Here is a 20,752-nt window from a genome sequence, read left to right as displayed (position 1 = left end):
GTCTTCAGTTAGCAATCGTTTATTGTCCGCAAAAACCAACAGAAAACAGAAAAGAATAGCTAAAGTAATTAGTTCAAATTCCGTTTTTCAATAAAAAAACGCTTCAAAAACTCCGAAGCTTCATCGGCTAAAACACCACCTTTAATTGTTGTTTTGGGGTGCAATTTGGTTTTTAAATTAATACAGCCCCGTTCCTTATCCCGAGCGCCGTAAACAATGTTGGAAATCTGACTCCAATATAAAGCGCCTGCACACATTTGGCAAGGTTCTAAGGTTACGTACAAAGTACAATTTTGTAAATATTTACCACCTAAAAAATTAGCCGCAGCCGTTATGGCTTGCATTTCGGCATGCGCAGTTACATCGGTTAAGGTTTCGGTTAAGTTGTGTCCGCGGGCAATAATTTTATTGTCAATTACAATAATAGCACCCACAGGAATTTCGCCTTTATCAAAAGCAACCTCAGCTTCTTGGAGGGCTTTTTTCATAAAATAAGTATCGTCAAATGGTTGTAGCATAAAAGCAAAAATACGATTTCAAATGATAATGGTATCATTTTCAAATACTACATTTGTATCACCATGAAAAGCTTCTTAAATTCTATAAACACCCCCAAAGAACTCCGTCTTTTAAAACAAGACGAACTACCTCAGCTTGCCAAGGAATTGCGCGCGTTTATTATCAATATTGTCGCTACCAAACAGGGGCATTTAGGCGCAAGCTTGGGCGTTGTAGAGCTTACCATTGCCTTGCATTACGTTTTTAACACACCCATCGATCAATTGATTTGGGATGTGGGCCATCAAGCTTACGGACATAAAATTTTAACGGGCAGAAAAGATATATTCGATTCCAATCGCCAATTAGGAGGCATTAGCGGTTTCCCAAAACGCAGTGAAAGCGCATACGACACCTTTGGTGTTGGGCATGCCTCCACCTCTATTTCAGCCGCATTGGGAATGGCCATTGCATCGCAGTTAAAAGGTGAAAACAAACACCATATTGCCGTTATTGGCGACGCCAGTATTGCTAGCGGAATGGCTTTTGAAGGCTTAAACCACGCCGGTGTTACCGATGCAAACCTACTGGTTATTTTAAACGATAACGCCATTGGTATTGACCCCAGCGTTGGCGCTTTAAAAATGTATTTAACCAATGTAAAAAAGGGCACCCAAAAGCAAGACAATATTTTTGAAGCCTTAAATTTTGACTATTCCGGCCCCATTGACGGTCATGATATCGATGCTGTTATCACGGAATTAAAACGATTAAAAACCATAAAAGGCCCCAAGTTTTTACATGTTATCACCACCAAAGGCAAAGGCTTAAAGCAGGCCGAAGAAGACCAAGTTAAATACCATGCACCGGGAAAGTTTGATGCGACAACGGGCGAACTCATTGCTAAATCCTGTAGCGGCCAACAGCCACCAAAATACCAAGACGTTTTTGGGCACACCATTGTGAAGCTTGCCGAAAACAATAAAAACATTGTGGGCATAACACCCGCGATGCCAACGGGAAGTTCGTTGAAATATATGATGGACAAAATGCCCAATCGTGCTTTTGATGTTGGTATTGCCGAACAACATGCGGTTACACTCGCAGCAGGCATGGCAACGCAGGGTTTAATCCCGTTTTGTAATATTTACTCCACGTTTTTACAGCGTGCTTACGACCAAATCATCCACGATGTGGCCTTACAAAAGCTGCCCGTAATTTTTTGTTTGGATCGCGCCGGTTTGGTTGGTGAAGATGGGGCAACACACCACGGGGTTTTCGATTTATCGTATTTAAGATGCATCCCAAACCTCATTGTTTTTGCGCCCAGAAACGAAGTTGAGTTACGCAACATGATGTACACAGCGCAATTAGGTTTAGAGCAACCCATTGCCATTCGCTACCCGCGTGGTCGAGGGGTGACAATGGATTGGAAACAACCTTTTTCTAAAATTGAAATAGGAAAAGGCAAGCAACTTAAAAAAGGCCATAAACTCGCTATTTTAAGTATTGGAAACATGGCACAAAATGTAACCAATGCTATAGATTTATGCGAGGCCAAAGAAGCTATTGCGCATTACGATATGCGTTTTGTAAAACCTTTGGATGAGGATCTACTACACCGCATTTTTAAATTGCATAAAACCATTTTAACCATTGAAGACGCATCAATTATTGGTGGGTTTGGGTCTGCTATTTTAGAATTCGCTGCTGCAAACCATTATAATAACACGATTAAAGTGTTAGGAATTCCTGATGCATTTATTGAACACGGTAGTGTTTATGAATTGCAAAAATCGGTTGGTTTGGATGCTGAAAGTTTAAAAAATGACCTTAAATTATTATTATAGCGCTTTTATTTGGTTTAAAGATTTACTTGACTTTATCAGAAAAAAATGATAATTTCGTTTACTTGAGCTGTCCCGAAAACTATTGGTATTGTTTCAGTAACGGCTGATATAAAAACATGTACGGCGTTTATCGAAATATTGAAACGTTTTGGTGTCAGTCAAATATTATTCACAAGCATCAAAAAATTCAACTTGAACCAAAATATGAATGTATCAGTAGCCCAATTTCAGCCAAAAGACGGAGATAAAAAATACAACTTATCAATCATCCGAAAACTTGCGAAAAAAGCAAAATCTGAAGGAGCCGACTTAATAAGTTTTCACGAAATGTCGATTACCGCCTACACTTTTACCAAAGACTTAAGCTTAGAACAGATAACGGAATTGGCAGAGGAAGTGCCAAACGGAAAAAGTACACAGGAACTGATTACTATTTCCAAAGAATTGGACATTCCGATTTTAGCAGGTCTAGTAGAAAAATCCGATGGAAAAATTTACAATACATATATCTGCGTTACAGGAGATGGACTTGTAACGAAGTATCGAAAAATACACCCATTTATAAGCAAGTATATGTCTGCAGGTAACGAATATTGTGTATTCGACCTACTTGGTTGGAAATGTGGGATTTTGATTTGCTACGATAACAACATAATAGAAAATGTTCGAGCGACAAGTAATCTAGGGGCAGATTTAATTTTCGCACCTCACGTTACAGGTTGTACGCCATCGGCAATGCCACATCGAGATTACGTAGCCAACAAATATTGGCAAAACCGTGAAAACGACCCAGTATCATTACGCATGGAATTTGATGGGCCTAAAGGGAGGCGATGGCTAATGCGTTGGTTGCCCGCACGAGCTTACGACAACGGGGTTTACTATGCATTTACAAACCCGATTGGCTATGACGGAGAGCATCTAAAGAATGGTAATTCGATGATAATCGACCCATATGGAGAAATCTTATCCGAAATAAAGTCCTTTGAAAACGATATAACAATTTCAAAAATCACAAAAGACAAAATCAAACTGTCAGGAGGTTGGAGATATAAGAACGCTAGAAGACCAGAACTATACAAAGACATAATTGGCAGAAATCACGAATCGGACACAACACCAGTTTGGATGAAAAAGTAAACAAACCTCTACAAAAACAAAATTACTTTCAATTTAAAGACTTAAGTTGGCAAACAAGTGCGTTAGGGATTGAACGGCATGTTTGAAATCCCCGACGCAGGAGGGATTGAGTAGTGAAAGCCCGACCCCTCTTGCCCTGAGCGGAGTCGAAGGCTTGGGGTAACGCCCTACTTCTCGATACATCCCGAAGTAAATTCGGGACACTCGAAGTGATATAACCTAAAACTCTATGCCTTTTATTTTTTTATAATCGAGAATGGCTTTGCTGTCTGAGAGCAGCGACACATGATAACAAACGCCCATTAAGCGTTGGTACAAACTGGATGTGTTGGTTTTTATGGTTTTTTGCAGGCCTTTTAAAATGAGGGCATCGTAATTTGAGGCGGTGTTATGGAATGTGTTGTTCACGGCCTTTGTGTAGGTGCTTAACAAGGTGTTTATAACCCCGTAACCCGCAATTTCCTTATCGACCACTTCGGTGGATTGGTATATGTTTTCTATACTGATTTTTATGATATCCTTTATTTGCGCATCGTATTTACTTTTATCCAACAAACCACTGTTAAAATCGCCACTCAAAATAGCTTCTTCGTGCGCCATAAAAATATCGACGGCTTCGTTTATAAGGCTTCCTATGGCCAGGGCACGCAGATATCCGATGCGGTCTTCCTTGGTTGAAAGCGCATAATAGTTTTCTGGTTTTATATTGTCCCTAATGATTTTTGAAAGGTATTCCAGCGCGAATTCTTCTTGAATGAGCCCGAGGTTTATACCGTCTTCAAAATCGATTATGGTATAGCAAATATCGTCGGCAGCCTCAACTAAAAATGCCAATGGATGTCGCGAATAGCTCATGTGCTTGTCGCTTCTTTTTAATAATCCGAGTTCTTTGGCAACATCATTAAACGCTTCTTTTTCACTTTGAAAAAAGCCGTATTTTTTATCGGCAATATGTTTCGTTGGTTTTTTGGGCATCGACTCTTTTGGATATTTTATAAATGCGCCCAATGTGGCGTAGCTTAAACGCAAGCCGCCGTTGCGTCCTGCCCGGTCTTCGGTTAAAATTTTAAAGCCGTTGGCATTACCTTCAAAATCACATAAATCTTGATATTCTTTTTCGGTTAATTGGTCTTTATATTTTTGGCCTTCGCCTGTTTTAAAAAATTCGCCAATAGCTTTTTCGCCGGAGTGCCCAAAAGGCGGATTTCCAATGTCGTGGGCCAAAGCTGCTGCGGCAACAATAGCTCCAAAATCGTTGGCTTGATACCCGTGAACGCTTTGTAAATGCGGATGCTTTTCCAACAGTTTTTGCCCCACACGCCTACCCAAAGAACGTCCCACCACGCTAACCTCTAAACTGTGGGTTAATCGGGTGTGCACAAAATCGGTTTTAGATAACGGAATGACTTGGGTTTTGTCTTGCAGGCTTCTAAATTCAGAAGAAAAAATAATGCGATCGTAATCGACTTCGAAGCCCAATCGAGTTTCATCTTGCTCTTTTCTAATGCGTTTGTTGGTATCGCCAGCACGTTTTAACGATAGTAGTTGCTCCCAGTTCATGTTACATTTTTAAGAGCAGGCAAGATAAGTAAATTCGATAAAAGCAAACCTAAAATCTGGTAACATTAGCATAACATTTTCATCACGGTTGTTTAATTCTTATTTAACACCGCCTTTACATTGACAACCTTTCTTTGCAGCATCAAACTAAAAAATAATGAAACATATAGTACTATTATTTACACTACTTACTGCAACATTTTCACACACCCAAAACACCGGATCAGTAGCCGGAAAAATAACCGATAAGGAGTTTAACAATGAGCCTTTAGCTTTTGCCAATGTTTTAATTAAAGGAACAACTACGGGAACAACATCAGACTTTGATGGCTTATATGCTTTTGAAAATTTAAAAATTGGAAGTTATACACTGGTTTTTAGTTTTGTGGGTTACAAAACACAAGAGATTAGTGTTGACATTGTAGCTGGTAAAAAGACAGACTTAAATGTAATCATGGCTGCAAGTGCAGCTTCTTTAGACGAAGTCATTATTACCACAACTACAAAACGAGAAAGCGAAACAGCACTATTTTTAGAGCAAAAAAAAGCCGTTGAAATTAAACAAAGTATTGGTTTTGAAGAGTTGTCGAGAAAAGGTGTTAGTCATGCTGCTGGAGCTATTTCTAAAATCTCTGGAGTATCAAAGCCAGAAGGCTCAAGCAATGTGTATGTACGTGGTTTAGGAGATAGATATTTGAATACCACAATGAATGGGTTGTCTTTACCATCCAACGATGTTAGCAAAAAGAATATTGATTTAAATTTATTCTCTTCTGATATCATTGAGAAAGTATCGATTAGCAAAGCGTATTCATCAAAATTCTATAGCGATTTTGCTGCAGGAAATGTAGATATTTCCTCAAAAGATTATAAAGGCTCAGGTTTCTTTGATTTTGGAATCGGCTCCGAAATTAACACCAATGCAATTGGTAAAGATTTTGTAAGAAGCGAAGGGACAGGTCATTTTGGGTTTTACAACAGATATGCGCATAACCCTTTTGCTATTATTTTATCTCACGGATTCGACCCTGTTGATGCTGGCATGCCAATAAACACAAGTGTTAATAGTACCTTTGGAAAATCATTCAATTTTGAAAACGGATCGAAACTTAGTTTTTACGCTACTGGTTCGTTTGAAAACAATTACCAGTACAGAAAAGGTTCTTCAATAGATTACACCATTGTTGAGAAGAAAGCCTTTGAGCAATCTGAAGAGTTTGAATACGGCACCACCACTACAGCCATGGCATCTATCATTTATAGAATGGACACGAGCAGCACCCTTAAATTTAACGCTTTATTTGTAAACAGTTCGTCAGACAAAATAGGCTACTTTGGTATTGATGGTAAAGGTAGAAATCGAGATGCTATAGCCAATACAGACGAAGGGTTTTATCAGCAGAATATTCAATTTAATGAAAATCTTATTTATGTTAATCAACTTTTAGGAACTCATAAATTTGATAAGATTGATTTGGATTGGGGCTTTGGCCACAACTATGTCGCTGCGCATGAACCAGATAGAAAACGTTTAAATTTTGAAAACTATCAATATGCTTTGGACAATGACCCTAATACTCTACCTATTTTTTATAGTAATGTAGATTTTGATAATCAGCGTTATTTCCAAAACATCAAAGATGAAGAGTTAAACGGTCGTTTAAACTTAGTTTACAAACCTTCTGAAAACATTAAAATTAATGTTGGTTACAATGCTCGAACTAAAGAACGTCGTTTTGATAATATTAGATATGGTTATGATATTATTGACAATAGCGGTATAGCAGATGTCAATCACTTAAACAGTTTTTTCTCTTTAAACAACTTAAATCTAACAAGTCATGAAGGGACTCACGAAATTAAAGTTATTAAACCATTCCCTAATTTAAGTAACACCAACAGACCAGGGTTACCAGAAAACACTTATAAAGGCAAATTAGATGTTTACGCAGGCTACTTGAATGCTGAAATTAATTTAGGCAAAAAATGGCTTATTGTGCCTGGTGTTAGAGTCGAATCTTTTAAACAATATATTGAATACAACGTGATTAACTTAGGGGTTAATGGGAATGATAATATGGAGGTATCAAACGACTTGTATCTACCAAGTTTAAGTTTAAAATATGCATTAAACGAAAACCAAAATCTACGTTTCTCGGCAAGCCAAACTATTTCTCTTCCAGAATTTAAAGAAGTTGCTCCTTTTGTTTATGAAAGTGTATCGCAGCGTATCGGTGGAAATCCAGATTTGTTGGGACAAAAAGAAGTAGGAACATATACTAATGTAAAAGATGTATCGTACTCAACAATTTTAAATGTCGATTTAAAATATGAATGGTTTGTAACAACATCAGAATTAATCTCACTCGGTGCATTCTACAAACAAATTGAAGATCCAATTAATCAAGTTGTAGCGTTTGACGCTACAGGAACACAACGTTTTTTCAGAACGGGCGAAAAAGCTCAAATCTATGGTATCGAAGCAGAGATTAGAAAAAATATCATTACTAACGGAGATGACAAAGCAGAATTATCTATGGGGCTAAATGCCACGTATATGTATACTGAACAAGATTTGTATCAAGACATCGTTGGCAGCAATTTTAATGTAAGTTTTGTAAATGACAAAGAGGCATTACAAGGCGCTTCGCCATTAATTATCAATGCCGATATTAACTACTCACCAACATCTTTTGAACACTACAAACCCAACGCAACCCTATCATTCTCTTATTTTTCAGATAGAATTGATGCTTTAGGATCTGGTCATTTAGGAAATGTTATTGAAAAAGGGATTCCAACTTTAGATTTTATTCTAAAAAATAAAATAGGCAAATCGTTTGAAATCAATGTCGCCGCAAAAAACCTTTTAAATCCAAGCATAAAATATATTAGAGAAACAACCCAAGGCGCTATAATGGTAACATCCCCTAACGGAAAAGATGTTTCAAACTATAAAAAAGGAATGAACATTGGACTCCAATTAAAATATAAATTTTAAAACCATTAACTAAAGAACGAATAAAAATTAAACTTAGAAATGATGAAAAACAATTTAGTATTAGGATTATTAACTACAGCATTGCTTTTTAACTCGTGTGCCACAGACGACACAGCCGATATTTATATCACAGATAACAGCGTTATTCATAACAATAGTGGCGGAAACACTGGTGGCAATGATGAAGAAATCGCCATTGGTGCCTCGGAATATTCTTCAGACTTAACATTGGAAGCCAATAGAACCTATACCATTAGTGGTCCAGTAATAATGGCTGAAGGCACTACACTGACTATAAACGAAGGTGTAACAATTAAAGCCATTGCAACGGGTGCCGATGTTTACATTGCTATTTCCCAAGGCGCCAAAATTATAGCTAATGGTTCAGCCGAAAAACCCATTGTAATGACCTCTGGAGATCCGAATCCCACCGCAGGACAATGGGGTGGGTTAATACTTTTGGGGAAAGCCCCCATTAACTCGGTTACCGGTAGTGCAACATCAACGTCAGAAATTGGTAGTTTGCCTTACGGCGGAACAGATTCGGCCGATAATTCAGGCGTTTTACGTTACGTACGCGTTGAATATTCAGGCGGTGCTGCTGATGGTTCCTCAGAAAACAACGGGTTCTCTTTTTATGGTGTTGGTTCTGGAACAACGATTGAATATATTCAAGCTTACGAAGGAGCAGATGACGGCATTGAATTTTTTGGAGGTACAGCAAAAGTGTCTTATGCCGTTGTAATTAATTGTCAAGATGATTCTATTGATTGGACCGAAGGGTTTACGGGGTCTATTACAAATGCTTACATTAAACACGGAGCAGACCATGATAAAGGGTTTGAATGCGATGGCTACAACACGGATATTGGGAATCTTTCTAATCCAAAATTTTGGTCTAAACCCACCGTAAACAATGCCACAATTATTGGTTTGGGCTCGTCAAAAGGAAACGAAGCCATTAGGTTAAGAGCTGGTACCCAAGGGATTTTTAACAATATTTTAATTGAAGGCTTTGCCGAGGGGTTCGACCTTGATGGAGATGCGGGTGCCAATAGCGACAACCCCACTGGCACCGGAGTTATTAACGGTGATTTACATGTTACAAACATTACCTTTATCGATGTAACAACAAAAACCAAAAATGATACTGGCGATACTTTTTCTGAAACAGATTTCATCTCAGGTGAGGGTCAGGGAACAGGAACAGACTATGCAACATGGGGCGCAAACTGGACCACAGGCAACTAAATAAAATATATAATTCGCAAAAAAAGCATCCTAAAACTTAGGATGCTTTTTTATTTTTCACTTTGCCATATAAACTATAACGAAGCGACGTTGTTTTTATAATTGACTTCTTTTTTAATTCCGTCAATCCAATAAATCCATTTGCCGACTTTTTTACCATTATCATAATTCGCAGAAACGATTTTTTTGCCTTCTGTGTTAAAACTTAGCCACGCGCCTTGTAATTTACCATCTACTGTGTAAGATCCTGTTTGGCTTACAACACCATTGTCATGATAATAAACAACATCAATTAAGTTTGTGTCTTTATTAAGTTTTAAATCTCTCTTTTGCTGGTCTTGGGCAAAAGATACCACAGTAATTAAAAAAGCAAAAACAAATAAAATTGATTTCTTCATAATTATGGGTTTAACATTATAATCTAAATATACAAATTGCGTAACATTAAAACAACCTTAAATTAACCTTAAGTTAACATTGTCGTTTTAAAAACCTAAATACCAGAATGTTATTTCTTTATTTCGCATGAAGATTTAACATTGGAAAGTTTAATAATTACTTAATATTCAGGTTACATTCACATCAATTTAAAACATAATATTTGCCTTGTCTTAAGACAAAACAATTAGTATTTCATATAATCTATTAGTTTTTGTCGACTACATTATTATGATTTCTAATGAGGCTGCCTTAGGCCAGGGCAGTCTTTTTTTATTATAAAAATTTAATCATTAGGAAACATTAAGTTAACATTGTTTTTAGTTCTTTGCAGCGACAAAAACTAAAACATTATAATGAAGCTTAAGTTTACCTGTTTTGCACTAGGCCTTTTTGCCATTTTATCATCTCATACGCAAGAGGTTAAATCTCCAAAGTTTGGCAAAGGTCTTTTTAACCTTGTTGGACAAGATAGTAGTTGGACCATGAAAATTGGTGCACGAATGCAATTTCTAGCCATTTCTAATTGGGAAGATGGACAAAGTAACGAGTCGAACTTCTTAGTCCGTCGTGCCCGTTTAAAATTTGACGGTTACGCATTTACGCCCAAACTTAAATATAAGTTGGAGTTGGGCTTATCCAATCGCGATATTTCTGGTGCTTCGCCATTTACAAGTAATGCGCCTCGATATATTTTAGACGCGGTGATAAAATGGAATTTTGCTCCGGGTTTCGATCTTTGGTTCGGACAAACAAAACTTCCGGGGAATCGGGATCGTATTATATCTTCTGGAAATTTGCAACAGGTGGATCGCTCGCTTTTAAATAGCCGATTTAATATTGACAGAGATTTAGGTGTGCAATTGAGACATCAATTTAATATTTCCGATGTATTTGTTGTAAAAGAAATATTTTCTGTAGCGCAAGGCGAAGGCAGAAATATTACTACCGGAAACTTAGGCGGCCATCAATACACGGGCCGTATAGAATTATTGCCCTTTGGGAATTTTACAAGTAAAGGCGATTATGTAGGCGCCGATTTAATAAGGGAACAAACGCCAAAACTGGCTTTGGGTGTAAGTTACGACCATAACAACAATGCGGTTAAAACCCGAAGTAATCAAGGGTCGTACATGGCTATTGATGGCGATACCGGTTTTTTTGAAACCAATATCAACACACTTTTTATTGATGCGATGTTTAAATACAAAGGATTTTCATTTATGGCAGAATATGCCGATAGAGATGCCCAAGACCCATGGGCCAAAAATTCTGATGGCAGCTTAACAGACGATGAAGTTCAGGTTGGCAAAGGCTTAAACCTTCAAACGGGTATTTTATGCAAAAACGATTGGGAAATCTCTGGACGTTACACCCACATAAAATTAGACCAAAATATTACAGAAAAAAACCCAGAAAGTCAATATACATTGGGCGTTTCAAAATATATTGTGGGGCATAAATTAAAAGTGCAAACCGATATCAGTTATTTGGAAATTAATGGCGGTAACAACGAATTGATGTGGCGCTTGCAATTCGATATTCATTTTTAAAACATAACATTTAGGTAACATTACAACAAAAAAGTCTAAAGATATTTACAAACTATTTTAAACTAAATTATGGAAAACTTATACTTATACATGATTATTGCCTTAGCCCTTTTAGCCATTGCTGATTTGGTTGTTGGCGTAAGTAATGATGCGGTAAACTTCTTAAATTCTGCTATTGGCTCTAAAGCCATTTCTTTTAGAACTATTATGATTGTTGCCAGTGTTGGCGTTGCCGTTGGCGCGGTGTTTTCAAGCGGTATGATGGAAGTGGCACGAAAAGGCATATTTAACCCCGGGGAATTTATGTTTAACGAAATCATGATTATTTTCATGGCCGTTATGTTAACGGATATTCTGTTATTGGATTTTTTCAATTCTGTTGGGATGCCCACATCAACTACTGTTTCTATTGTATTTGAATTATTGGGCGCTGCGGTAGCCATGGCTCTAATTAAAATTGGTGCCGATGGAGGTAATTTTAGCGATGTTGTTGGTTATATAAACACATCAAAAGCATCTCAGATTATTTTCGGAATCTTGCTCTCGGTCGTCGTCGCCTTTACCATTGGGGCCATGGTGCAATGGGTTGCAAGGTTATTATTGTCTTATAATTTTGAAAAGAAAGCAGCTTGGGTTGGCGCCTTATTTGGTGGTTTAGCCTTAACTGCCATTACTTATTTTATTTTTATAAAAGGATTAAAAGGCACCTCTTATGCCAAAGAATCATATGATATTCTTGGTGGTGAAACAATGAATGACTTTTTAGAACACCAGGTATTATTAATCATTTTAATAAGTCTCGCTATCTGGTCTTTATTGGCTTATGCATTAATAAGCTTTTTTAAGACCAACATTTACAAACTCATTATCATCGTGGGCACCTTTGCATTGGCTTTAGCCTTTGCCGGTAACGATTTGGTAAACTTTATTGGTGTACCCATTGCGGCTTTTAATGCTTACGAAGCTTGGACCGCTTCCTTTTTAAGTTCAGGTACTTTGGCCACAGAGTTTTCTATGGAGATCCTAGCTGAAAAAGTACCAACAAACAACTGGCTATTATTTGGAGCAGGTATGATTATGGTATTAACACTCTGGTTTTCAAGCAAAGCGAAAGATGTTGTAAAAACCTCTTTGGATTTAGCGAGCCAAGGTGAGACAAAAGAGCGTTTTCAGCCTAATTTTTTATCGCGCGGATTTGTACGATCGGCTATGTTAATGTCTCAAATGTCAGAATACATGTTGCCTAAATCTTGGCAAGATAAAATAGAAAAACAATTTGAAGTTCCCGTAGTAAAGGCATCAAAAGACAAAGCCAAGGAGCTCCCAGCTTTCGATTTAGTGAGAGCCGCCGTTAACTTAATGGTAGCCGCGGTATTAATCTCTATCGCCACATCTTACAAACTGCCTCTATCTACAACTTATGTAACTTTTATGGTGGCTATGGGTACCTCTTTAGCAGATCGCGCCTGGGGTGCAGAAAGTGCCGTATATCGTGTTGCTGGTGTAATTAACGTTATTGGCGGATGGTTTTTTACTGCTTTTAGTGCCTTTACCGCAGCCGCTTTAGTAGCTTACTTATTAAATTTAAACATCAAAGTGATGTTCCCTATTTTATTGTTGTTAGCCATAGCTTTGCTTATAAGAAGCACCATAGCCCACAATAATAAGTCTAAGGAAACAGGTGCCGAGGACAGCCTGAAAAAAACAGGAAGTCGATCAGTGCAAGGTGTTATCCACGAAAGTGCCGGCAATATTGCGAATGTTGTAAAACGCGGAAACAGGATTTACACCAATGCTGTAAAAGGGTTGGCCAAACAAGATTTAACACTTCTTAAAAAGAATAAAAAGCAGGTGGCTAAACTCATGGCAGAAGTTGATGAATTAAGGGATAATATATTCTATTTTATTAAAAATTTAGATGAAACCAGTTTACGCGCAAGTAGTTTTTATATTAATATTTTAGGCTACTTACAGGATATGACACAATCGTTGGAATACATATCTAAAGTGAGCCACAAACACATTAACAACAACCATAAGAAACTTAAATTTAGTCAAATAAAAGAACTTAAAGATGTTGATAACACCCTTGAAGCCCTGTTTAACGATACCAAAGCAGCTTTCGATTCGCACTCTTTTGAGCAAATAGGAGAGATTATTAAACGCAAAAAAGAGGTGTACGACTTGGTAACCGATAAAATCGCAAAGCAAGTTTCTAGAACAAGAACAGAAGAATCTAGTCCAAAAAACACAACGCTATACTTTAGTTTATTATTGGAAACCAAAGATTTATTAACGGCCACCATGAATCTTTTAGACGAATATTACAATTCGCATGATGCCTCTGTAAAACCAGCCACTATTAGTGTGGTAGATGACGTTTTGGAAGTTGGCAGCAAATCTGATAAAGACAAAAAGAAAAAGGACAACTAAACCTTAAAATAGCTTGTCTGAAAAAAATCATTGAATAAAGCATGTCGCATTAAAATTCCTAAAGCCAAATAAATTTTGGTTTTGGGAATTTTAATATAGTTCAGTGAAGCATCTTAGGTTATGAACATTTAGGATTACTAATGGCGTTCAGAAGAACAAAAACGTCTTCTGTTATACAGGTTTTATTCCGTTTTATTCTCCAAAAGTGTGTCCTTTTTACCGTATAACAGTTCGGCAATTTCAATGAGCTTGTCTATTATATCGTTTACATTGGCATAATCGTTAAAAAGCGACGACGCCATTTTAGCCGTAATTAAATCCTCTCTAATCAATCGATCAATAGAGGTGTTACTTTGCCTAATATTTGCTTTTGCTTCTTTTCTTAATTGCTTGAGTTTTCGGGCGTAGTCTGCGTGATCTGTTTCCGTTCTAAACAAATAGATAACCCGCAATACCTTGGTTAGTTTTTTTCTAAAACTATCGTATTCATTTTGCAAATGTTTATTGCTTGATGCCGATGCCATGGTAATGTTTTTGTTCAGCTCTTTTACGCTTTTTATAATTTCAACCATTTTTCTGTTCGCCATTTTTATTTCAGAAACCACCTTTATTTGCTTTTTATTAAGTTTTAAATCACTTTGTGCTGTGGTGGCATACCTAATAATTTCGCTATAAATGGTTTTTACTTTGGTATAGTACAAACCTTCGACATCGGTTTTAAAATCGATATCGGATTTTTTTACAATCTTCTTTATTTTTTCACTGGATTTAATGTCTTCCCTATGAATATTTAATGCATGCGCCACAATTTCGAAAATGCTGTTTTTATAAAGATATCTCGACTCGTTAATTAATGCTGAAATAGCGGTTCCTGGAAATTTCAATACGGCGGCGTTTAAATATTTTGGTTCATCAATATCTTTATCCGATTTTTCTTTTATCACCCTTTGCAATAAAACTTCAAGTTTTTTAATAAAGGGAATCATGACCACCACGCCCACAACATTAAAAATGGTATGAAACAAGGCTAATTTTAAGGTGTAATTGGTGTCTGCTATCTGTAAAACCTCGGACAAATTATTCACCAATCGAGCCAACGGAAAGATAAACGCAATGGCTATTAACCCTGTGGTCATATTAAAAACAAAATGAGCCCCCGCCAATCTTCGGCCAGCAATATTTGAGCCCAACGCCCCAATAATAGCCGTAATGGTGGTACCCACATTGGCTCCAATGGCCAAAGCAAGGGCATTTTCGTATTCTATTTGTCCAGCGGCAAGCGCCGTTAAAATTAAAGCCAAAGTGGCGCTACTTGATTGCAGAATGGTAGTGATAATAATTCCCAAGCCTGTATAAATAAAAACACCCAAAAATCCAGAAACGGCATATTGGGACAAATCGAAGTAGGTTTTAAAAACATCAAAACCCTCTTTCATATAATGAATTCCCAAAAAGAAAAAGCCCAAGCCCGCTAAAACATTACCAACACCTTTTAGAGTTGTGTTTTTTTGAAATGCAAAAATAATTCCGAAAACCAGCATGGGCATTGCCAAAGTAGACACCTTTATTTTTAGGCCAAAACCTGCTACTAACCACGCCGTGGCTGTCGTGCCGATATTTGAGCCAAAAATTAATCCTATACCGCCAGCTAAAGTGATTAACTCTGCACTGACAAACGAAATGGTTATTACCGAAACCAACGAGCTAGACTGAATTAACCCCGTAACCAAAGCACCAGTAGTAATGCTTTTATAAAGCTTGTTTGTTGCCTTTTTTAATATTCTTTGAAGTGGACCTTTGGTAAAAACCCTAAATCCTTCTTCCAACATAATCATGCCAAATAGTAAAATGGCAACACCCGCCGAAATCGTTTTAAAATTCGGGTTAAAAAAAAGAAGAATCGCTATTACAATTAAAAGGACAAAAAACGTTGCTTTTCTAATCATAGCGCTAACTTATTTTAGTTTTTAATCGGCAAAAAACACCTTAAAACGAACTGTAAATCAATTAACTGCCACGGACGTGAAGCATGTAAAGTTGTATACATTTGGTGTTTCATAGTTTAGAGAGCAGCCTAAGGTTAAGTTAAAAAACTAAAAATAACATTTTTTTATGAATGGTCAGCAAACAAAAAACCACCCCAATTGAGGTGGCTTTGTTTACACTTAAAACTTATTGTTAATTATCCTTCGCAACTCGTGCATTCTTTCTTTTGCTTAAACTTCTGTGCCGCATTCATACTGTGTTGGTAATACAGCGATTTTACGCCCAATTTCCAAGCCGTTACGTAAAGCTTATTAATATCTTTAACTGGCATGTCTGGGTGCACCATAATGTTTAAAGATTGCCCTTGGTCGATATGGTTTTGTCTATTTGCCGCTTGGTAAATAATAGTCATTTGATCGATTTCGGAATAGGTTTTAAACACCTCTTTTTCATGGTCTGTAAGTTCTTCTAAATGCTGCACGGAACCATCGTAATCGCGAATGCTTTTCCAAATTTCGCTTGTATTTAATCCCTTTTCTTCTAAAAGCTCGACTAAAAACGGGTTTTTAATTGTGGTTTTAATTTTCGCAATATCCTTTACATAACTATTAGACCAAATGGGTTCAATACCCTGCGATACTTGCCCTAAAATAAAGGCTGAAGACGTTGTTGGCGCCACGGCATTTAATGTGGTATTTCGTCTTCCGTAGCCTTTTAACACCTCTGGCTCTCCATATAATTTAGCTAATTCCTGGGATGCTTTTTTCGATTTTTCGCCAATGGTCTTGAATATTTCACTATTTAAATTGAAAGCTTCTTGACTATCAAAAGACAACATTTTAGACTGCAATAACGAGTGCCACCCCAAAGCGCCCATACCTAAGGCTCTGTTTTCTTTGGCAAAATTATAGGCCTTTTCCATAAACAGAAAGGTTTGCTGGTCGTCTCGATTTGTAGAATCTCTGTATACTTCTAATTTGGTAATAAACTCTTCTAAAACGGCATCTAAAAAGTACACCATAGTTTCAACGGCATCGGTATCTTTCCATTTATCGTAATGCAATAAATTTATTGAAGATAGCACGCACACAAAAGACCATCTGTCGTTTGTTGGCAACATGATTTCCGAGCATAAATTACTGGCGTAGATTTCATGCTTTTTTTCCTGATATACTTCCGGCGCAGCATTATTGGCATTGTCTCTAAAGAAAATATAAGGATAACCTATTTCACCGCGGCGTTGCAGCACTTTAGCCCAAATAGCTCTTTTATCTGTATCGCCTTCAATCATTTCTTCCATCCATTGGTTTCCAACGGTAACACCGTGTGTTAATTCTTGAATGGGGTTTCCTTCTGTTCCTATTTCTAAAAACTCATGAATATCTTGATGCTCAATAGGAAGGTATGGCGAAAAACGACCGCGTCGTACAGAACCCTGACTTACAACATCCACCATTTTTTCAAAAAGTTGCATGATATGAACCGCACCCGACGATTCACCATTGTTTTTTACAGGCGCGCCTCGGTGTCTCAGTTTGCCAAAATACCCCGAAGTTCCACCTCCAAGTTTAGACATCATGCCTACCTCGGACTGAGTGTAAAGAATATCGCCCATATCATCGGAAATATGCGAACCAAAACAACTAATGGGCAAACCTCTTTTTTTACCAAAGTTAGACCAAACCGGTGATGCCAACGAATAATAGCCTTCGGCCATATAGCCATAAAACTTATCTGCAAAACCGTCTATTTTTAATATTTTTTCTGCATTTAGCGCAATTTCCTTAATTCTCTCTTCGGGTGTTGTATTGTCTGTTAAGTAACCTGATGATAAAAACTTACGACTGTTCTCTGTTAACCATTTAATTTCTGGTTTTTTAGTAGCCTCTTTTATAGCCTCGGTTCTGGCATTAATTAATTCGTCGAATTTTGAAGTTCCTGCTTCTTGTTGTTGTAAATTTTCTGCTGTGGTTTTGTTGGTGTAGTCGCTCATTTTTAAAATAGGTCGTCGCTGGTTATACTTTTTGTTCTTTTACTGTAGTTTATAGATCGTTTTACGAAGAAATCCCCGTGTTTTGTGCCAATAATTTCATCGTCAAACCATTCTGTTTTTTCAACTAATTTTTGGTCTATTTCAAATACTTTTTCAATACCTATGCTCTCTAAGGAATTGTTAAAACGATGTTTAATAAATTCGTTAATCACATCTTTTGGTAAAAACTCTAATTCTCCAGCTTCAAAAATCCAGTCTATTATTTTACTTTCAGACTCAAAGGCTTCTTTACATAAATCCTGTACTAATTTTGTGTGCTCGTCATCAAACCACGTTGGGTTTTCTTCTTTAATTATTTTAATTACATCTATCCCGAAATCGCCATGAATTTGCTCTTCTTTAGAAGTTGCTTCAACAACATTTGAAACCCCTTTAAGCATGTTTTTATGCTTATTAAAAGCCATGATTATTAAAAACTGAGAGAATAAAGAAACATGCTCTATAAACAGCGAGAACAATAATATAGACTCGGCAAACTCTTTGTTATCTTCGCTTTTTGCATTTTTTAATGCGGTTTCCAAGTAATGCACACGACGCATAATTACGGGTTTCTTTTTTAGGTGTTTAAACTCGTTATTTAAACCTAAAATTTCCAGTAAATGCGAATAAGCGTCTTGGTGTCTTACCTCGCTTTCTGCAAATGTAGCTCCCACCGATCCAATTTCCGGCTTCGGCATTTTGTTATAAAGATCGCCCCAAAAACTTTTAACCGCCACCTCTATTTGCGAAATCGCAAGCATGGTGTTTTTTATTGCATTTTGCTCTACAATGGTAAGTTTTGTTTTAAAATCTTGTATGTCGCTAGTAAAGTTAAATTCTGAATGAATCCAATAAGAGTGCCTAATGGCATCAACATAATCGTTAAGCGCAGGATACTCGTAAGGTTTTAAGTTTATACGCTTTTCAAAAATATTGGTTTTTCTGTTTCTAGCCTGCTCGTCTCGGTATAAAATATAGGCTTTCGCCACATCGTGAAAGGCGCTTTCCATTAACTTTTCCTCAACAAGGTCTTGTACCTGCTCCACGGTTGGCACGTACTTGTAATCTTTTGCCTTTCTATCCAATAAGGCTTGTAAAACATTTACGGCAATGCCGTTTGCATCTTCCTTGGTGCCGTTTCCAACAGAAAGCATGGCTTTTTCAATGGCATTAGAAATCTTGTTTAAAACAAAAGGACTTGTTTCGTAATCTCTTTTAATAATTTGTGTAATCTCCATATGTTATAATTAATAGCTAGTTGGTTGCAAGACCCGTGTAAAACAAAAAAATCTAAATTATTTCTTTTTTTAAGAAAGAATATAGCGCGTGTTTTCCAAAAAAAATCAGATTCCCTATCGTTTTATTTTAACCAAAATGAAACAGAAAATCTAACTTATTTGCTCTTAACAAAGGTTGGCAATTGTTCTGAAAAAAGAAAGGGTGTTTTGTAAACCTTATCAACAAGTTTTTAACAAACAAAGAATACCGTTGAAAACAAGAAGTTTACATAAAAAATCAGCAATTAACTGAAAATCAACGTTTTAATTTTTTCATGTTTTTAAAAAGTGAACATAAAAATTAAAGATTTTTAACTTAAAAAACCTATGTTTTGCTGGTGTTTAAGACGGTTATTCTACAAAATTTTAGCGACTTTTTCCAGCTCCGTATACCAATCTTCACCAAACTTTCTAATCAAGGCTTCTTTTACAAATTTGTAAACCGGAACTTGTAATTCTTTACCAAGTGTGCAGGCATCATCACAAATGTCCCATTTATCATAATTTACCGCTAAAAATTCAGAATATGCTTTAACCCGAATGGGATATAAATGACAAGACACTGGCTTTTTCCAAGAAATTTCACCTTGATTATAAGCCTCTTCAATGCCGCAAAGTGCAGTGTTTTTATCATCAAAAATCACATAAGCGCAATCAGCATTGTTGATTAAAGGAGTTTCAAGGTCACCAAATTCTGTAGTAATGTGTGTACCTTGATTTTCAATAGCCTCAATACCTTCTTTTCGTAAAAAAGGCTTTACTTTAGGATAGATGTCTTTGAGTATTTGAACTTCCTCTTCGTCAAGTGGCGCACCGGCATCGCCATCAATACAGCAGGCACCTTTACAGGCTGATAGATTACACACAAAATCCTTTTCTATAATATCTTCTGAAACTATGGTTTTACCTAATTGAAACATACCCTACTATTTAAGCTCATTAAAAAATATTGCTTTTACACTTTGTTGAAAAACACCTATTTTTATCAACTGTATTTGCATAGGCAAAAGTATGTAAACTTTAGATTAAAATAATGCTATAAATCGGTTATAATCATCTACTTTTGCCGAAAAATTAAACCTAAAACACATGCAACTCGATTTTAAAGAAATATTCACTGCTTTTATGGTGTTATTCGCCGTAATTGATATTATTGGAAACATTCCCATTGTTATAGATTTGCGTAAAAAAGCAGGACATATACAAAGTGAAAAAGCATCGCTAATTGCTGGTATTATTTTAATTTTATTTCTGTTTTTAGGAAAAAGCATTTTAAACCTTATTGGCATTGATGTGAACTCGTTTGCGGTTGCCGGTGCCTTTATTTTATTTTTTATTGCATTAGAAATGATTTTGGGCATTACACTTTACAAACAGGAAGAACACGATGCCCTGACTACCGCCGTTTTTCCGTTGGCATTCCCTTTAATTGCTGGCCCCGGTAGTTTAACCACTTTGCTTTCGTTACGCGCCGAGTTTAGAATTGAAAATATTATTGTTGCGGTTTTATTAAACGTAATTATTATTTATATTGTGCTTAAAACCTCATCGAAAATAGAGCGTTTCTTAGGGCAAAATGGTATTAACATTGTCCGCAAGGTGTTTGGTGTTGTATTGTTGGCCATTGCCGTAAAATTATTTGCCCATAACATTAAAGCGTTGTTTGACCTTGTATAAGAACCCCCATTTGGCGTTTGGCAAATAAAGATGATTACAAAACGATAAAATTATAA

14 protein-coding genes are annotated in these 20,752 nt (G+C 36.7%); 7 read left to right on the top strand and 7 right to left on the bottom strand.

Annotated features, from left to right (window positions below; all coding sequences use genetic code 11):
- Positions 1-68 precede the first annotated feature (68 nt).
- Complete coding sequence (locus RNZ46_RS08355) at positions 69-518, bottom strand: nucleoside deaminase (RefSeq protein WP_316984928.1); 450 nt, start codon at positions 516-518, stop codon at positions 69-71.
- A gap of 63 nt (positions 519-581) precedes the next feature.
- On the opposite strand from RNZ46_RS08355, the gene dxs reads away from it, so the two are divergent.
- A complete protein-coding gene (gene dxs / locus RNZ46_RS08350) occupies positions 582-2,348 on the top strand; it encodes a 1-deoxy-D-xylulose-5-phosphate synthase (RefSeq protein WP_316984927.1) in 1,767 nt (588 codons plus the stop codon).
- A 204-nt stretch (positions 2,349-2,552) separates the two neighbouring features.
- Positions 2,553-3,488, top strand: coding sequence for a nitrilase family protein (locus RNZ46_RS08345; protein ID WP_316984926.1), 936 nt, complete (start codon positions 2,553-2,555; stop codon positions 3,486-3,488).
- A 219-nt stretch (positions 3,489-3,707) separates the two neighbouring features.
- Here RNZ46_RS08345 and RNZ46_RS08340 read toward each other — a convergent pair whose 3' ends face one another.
- A complete protein-coding gene (locus RNZ46_RS08340; protein ID WP_316984925.1) occupies positions 3,708-5,048 on the bottom strand; it encodes a deoxyguanosinetriphosphate triphosphohydrolase in 1,341 nt (446 codons plus the stop codon).
- 157 nt (positions 5,049-5,205) lie between these two features.
- On the opposite strand from RNZ46_RS08340, the gene RNZ46_RS08335 reads away from it, so the two are divergent.
- A complete protein-coding gene (locus RNZ46_RS08335; protein WP_316984924.1) occupies positions 5,206-8,049 on the top strand; it encodes a TonB-dependent receptor in 2,844 nt (947 codons plus the stop codon).
- Positions 8,050-8,088: 39 nt separating this feature from the next.
- The gene (locus tag RNZ46_RS08330; RefSeq protein ID WP_316984923.1) at positions 8,089-9,300 is read left to right on the top strand and encodes a beta-helix domain-containing protein; all 1,212 of its coding nucleotides are present in this window, start codon (positions 8,089-8,091) and stop codon (positions 9,298-9,300) included.
- Between the two features lie 74 nt (positions 9,301-9,374).
- Here the strand turns inward: RNZ46_RS08330 and RNZ46_RS08325 are convergent, their stop codons facing one another.
- On the bottom strand, positions 9,375-9,698 hold the full coding sequence (locus tag RNZ46_RS08325) for a toxin-antitoxin system YwqK family antitoxin (protein WP_316984922.1): 324 nt from the start codon (positions 9,696-9,698) through the stop codon (positions 9,375-9,377).
- A gap of 396 nt (positions 9,699-10,094) precedes the next feature.
- Here RNZ46_RS08325 and RNZ46_RS08320 point away from each other — a divergent pair, with 396 nt between their 5' ends.
- Both RNZ46_RS08320 and RNZ46_RS08315 read left to right on the top strand, forming a co-directional pair.
- Complete coding sequence (locus tag RNZ46_RS08320) at positions 10,095-11,291, top strand: porin (RefSeq protein ID WP_316984921.1); 1,197 nt, start codon at positions 10,095-10,097, stop codon at positions 11,289-11,291.
- Between the two features lie 69 nt (positions 11,292-11,360).
- Positions 11,361-13,724: an inorganic phosphate transporter gene (locus tag RNZ46_RS08315; protein WP_316984920.1), complete on the top strand. Its 2,364-nt coding sequence runs from the start codon at positions 11,361-11,363 to the stop codon at positions 13,722-13,724.
- A 182-nt stretch (positions 13,725-13,906) separates the two neighbouring features.
- Here the strand turns inward: RNZ46_RS08315 and RNZ46_RS08310 are convergent, their stop codons facing one another.
- The 4 genes from RNZ46_RS08310 to RNZ46_RS08295 form a co-directional block, all read right to left on the bottom strand.
- The gene (locus RNZ46_RS08310; protein WP_316984919.1) at positions 13,907-15,670 is read right to left on the bottom strand and encodes a Na/Pi cotransporter family protein; all 1,764 of its coding nucleotides are present in this window, start codon (positions 15,668-15,670) and stop codon (positions 13,907-13,909) included.
- 236 nt (positions 15,671-15,906) lie between these two features.
- Positions 15,907-17,703: a ribonucleoside-diphosphate reductase subunit alpha gene (locus RNZ46_RS08305; RefSeq protein ID WP_316984918.1), complete on the bottom strand. Its 1,797-nt coding sequence runs from the start codon at positions 17,701-17,703 to the stop codon at positions 15,907-15,909.
- Between the two features lie 2 nt (positions 17,704-17,705).
- Entirely contained in the window at positions 17,706-18,980 is a 1,275-nt protein-coding gene (locus RNZ46_RS08300) for a ribonucleotide-diphosphate reductase subunit beta (protein WP_316984917.1), read from the bottom strand.
- 395 nt (positions 18,981-19,375) lie between these two features.
- A complete protein-coding gene (locus RNZ46_RS08295; protein ID WP_316984916.1) occupies positions 19,376-19,939 on the bottom strand; it encodes a DUF3109 family protein in 564 nt (187 codons plus the stop codon).
- A 169-nt stretch (positions 19,940-20,108) separates the two neighbouring features.
- On the opposite strand from RNZ46_RS08295, the gene RNZ46_RS08290 reads away from it, so the two are divergent.
- Positions 20,109-20,696, top strand: coding sequence for a MarC family protein (locus tag RNZ46_RS08290; RefSeq protein ID WP_316984915.1), 588 nt, complete (start codon positions 20,109-20,111; stop codon positions 20,694-20,696).
- Positions 20,697-20,752: the final 56 nt, after the last annotated feature.

This window comes from Hwangdonia lutea, assembly GCF_032814565.1.
GTDB lineage: Bacteria > Bacteroidota > Bacteroidia > Flavobacteriales > Flavobacteriaceae > Hwangdonia > Hwangdonia lutea.
This window is presented reverse-complemented; position numbering and strand designations above follow the sequence as displayed.

What these genes read in the sequence shown, in the direction of transcription:
- RNZ46_RS08355 (WP_316984928.1), bottom strand. Translation starts at nt 518, where the DNA reads ATGCTACAACCATTTGACGATACTTATTTTATGAAAAAAGCCCTCCAA.
- dxs (WP_316984927.1), top strand. Translation starts at nt 582, where the DNA reads ATGAAAAGCTTCTTAAATTCTATAAACACCCCCAAAGAACTCCGTCTT.
- RNZ46_RS08345 (WP_316984926.1), top strand. Translation starts at nt 2,553, where the DNA reads ATGAATGTATCAGTAGCCCAATTTCAGCCAAAAGACGGAGATAAAAAA.
- RNZ46_RS08340 (WP_316984925.1), bottom strand. Translation starts at nt 5,048, where the DNA reads ATGAACTGGGAGCAACTACTATCGTTAAAACGTGCTGGCGATACCAAC.
- RNZ46_RS08335 (WP_316984924.1), top strand. Translation starts at nt 5,206, where the DNA reads ATGAAACATATAGTACTATTATTTACACTACTTACTGCAACATTTTCA.
- RNZ46_RS08330 (WP_316984923.1), top strand. Translation starts at nt 8,089, where the DNA reads ATGATGAAAAACAATTTAGTATTAGGATTATTAACTACAGCATTGCTT.
- RNZ46_RS08325 (WP_316984922.1), bottom strand. Translation starts at nt 9,698, where the DNA reads ATGAAGAAATCAATTTTATTTGTTTTTGCTTTTTTAATTACTGTGGTA.
- RNZ46_RS08320 (WP_316984921.1), top strand. Translation starts at nt 10,095, where the DNA reads ATGAAGCTTAAGTTTACCTGTTTTGCACTAGGCCTTTTTGCCATTTTA.
- RNZ46_RS08315 (WP_316984920.1), top strand. Translation starts at nt 11,361, where the DNA reads ATGGAAAACTTATACTTATACATGATTATTGCCTTAGCCCTTTTAGCC.
- RNZ46_RS08310 (WP_316984919.1), bottom strand. Translation starts at nt 15,670, where the DNA reads ATGATTAGAAAAGCAACGTTTTTTGTCCTTTTAATTGTAATAGCGATT.
- RNZ46_RS08305 (WP_316984918.1), bottom strand. Translation starts at nt 17,703, where the DNA reads ATGAGCGACTACACCAACAAAACCACAGCAGAAAATTTACAACAACAA.
- RNZ46_RS08300 (WP_316984917.1), bottom strand. Translation starts at nt 18,980, where the DNA reads ATGGAGATTACACAAATTATTAAAAGAGATTACGAAACAAGTCCTTTT.
- RNZ46_RS08295 (WP_316984916.1), bottom strand. Translation starts at nt 19,939, where the DNA reads ATGTTTCAATTAGGTAAAACCATAGTTTCAGAAGATATTATAGAAAAG.
- RNZ46_RS08290 (WP_316984915.1), top strand. Translation starts at nt 20,109, where the DNA reads ATGCAACTCGATTTTAAAGAAATATTCACTGCTTTTATGGTGTTATTC.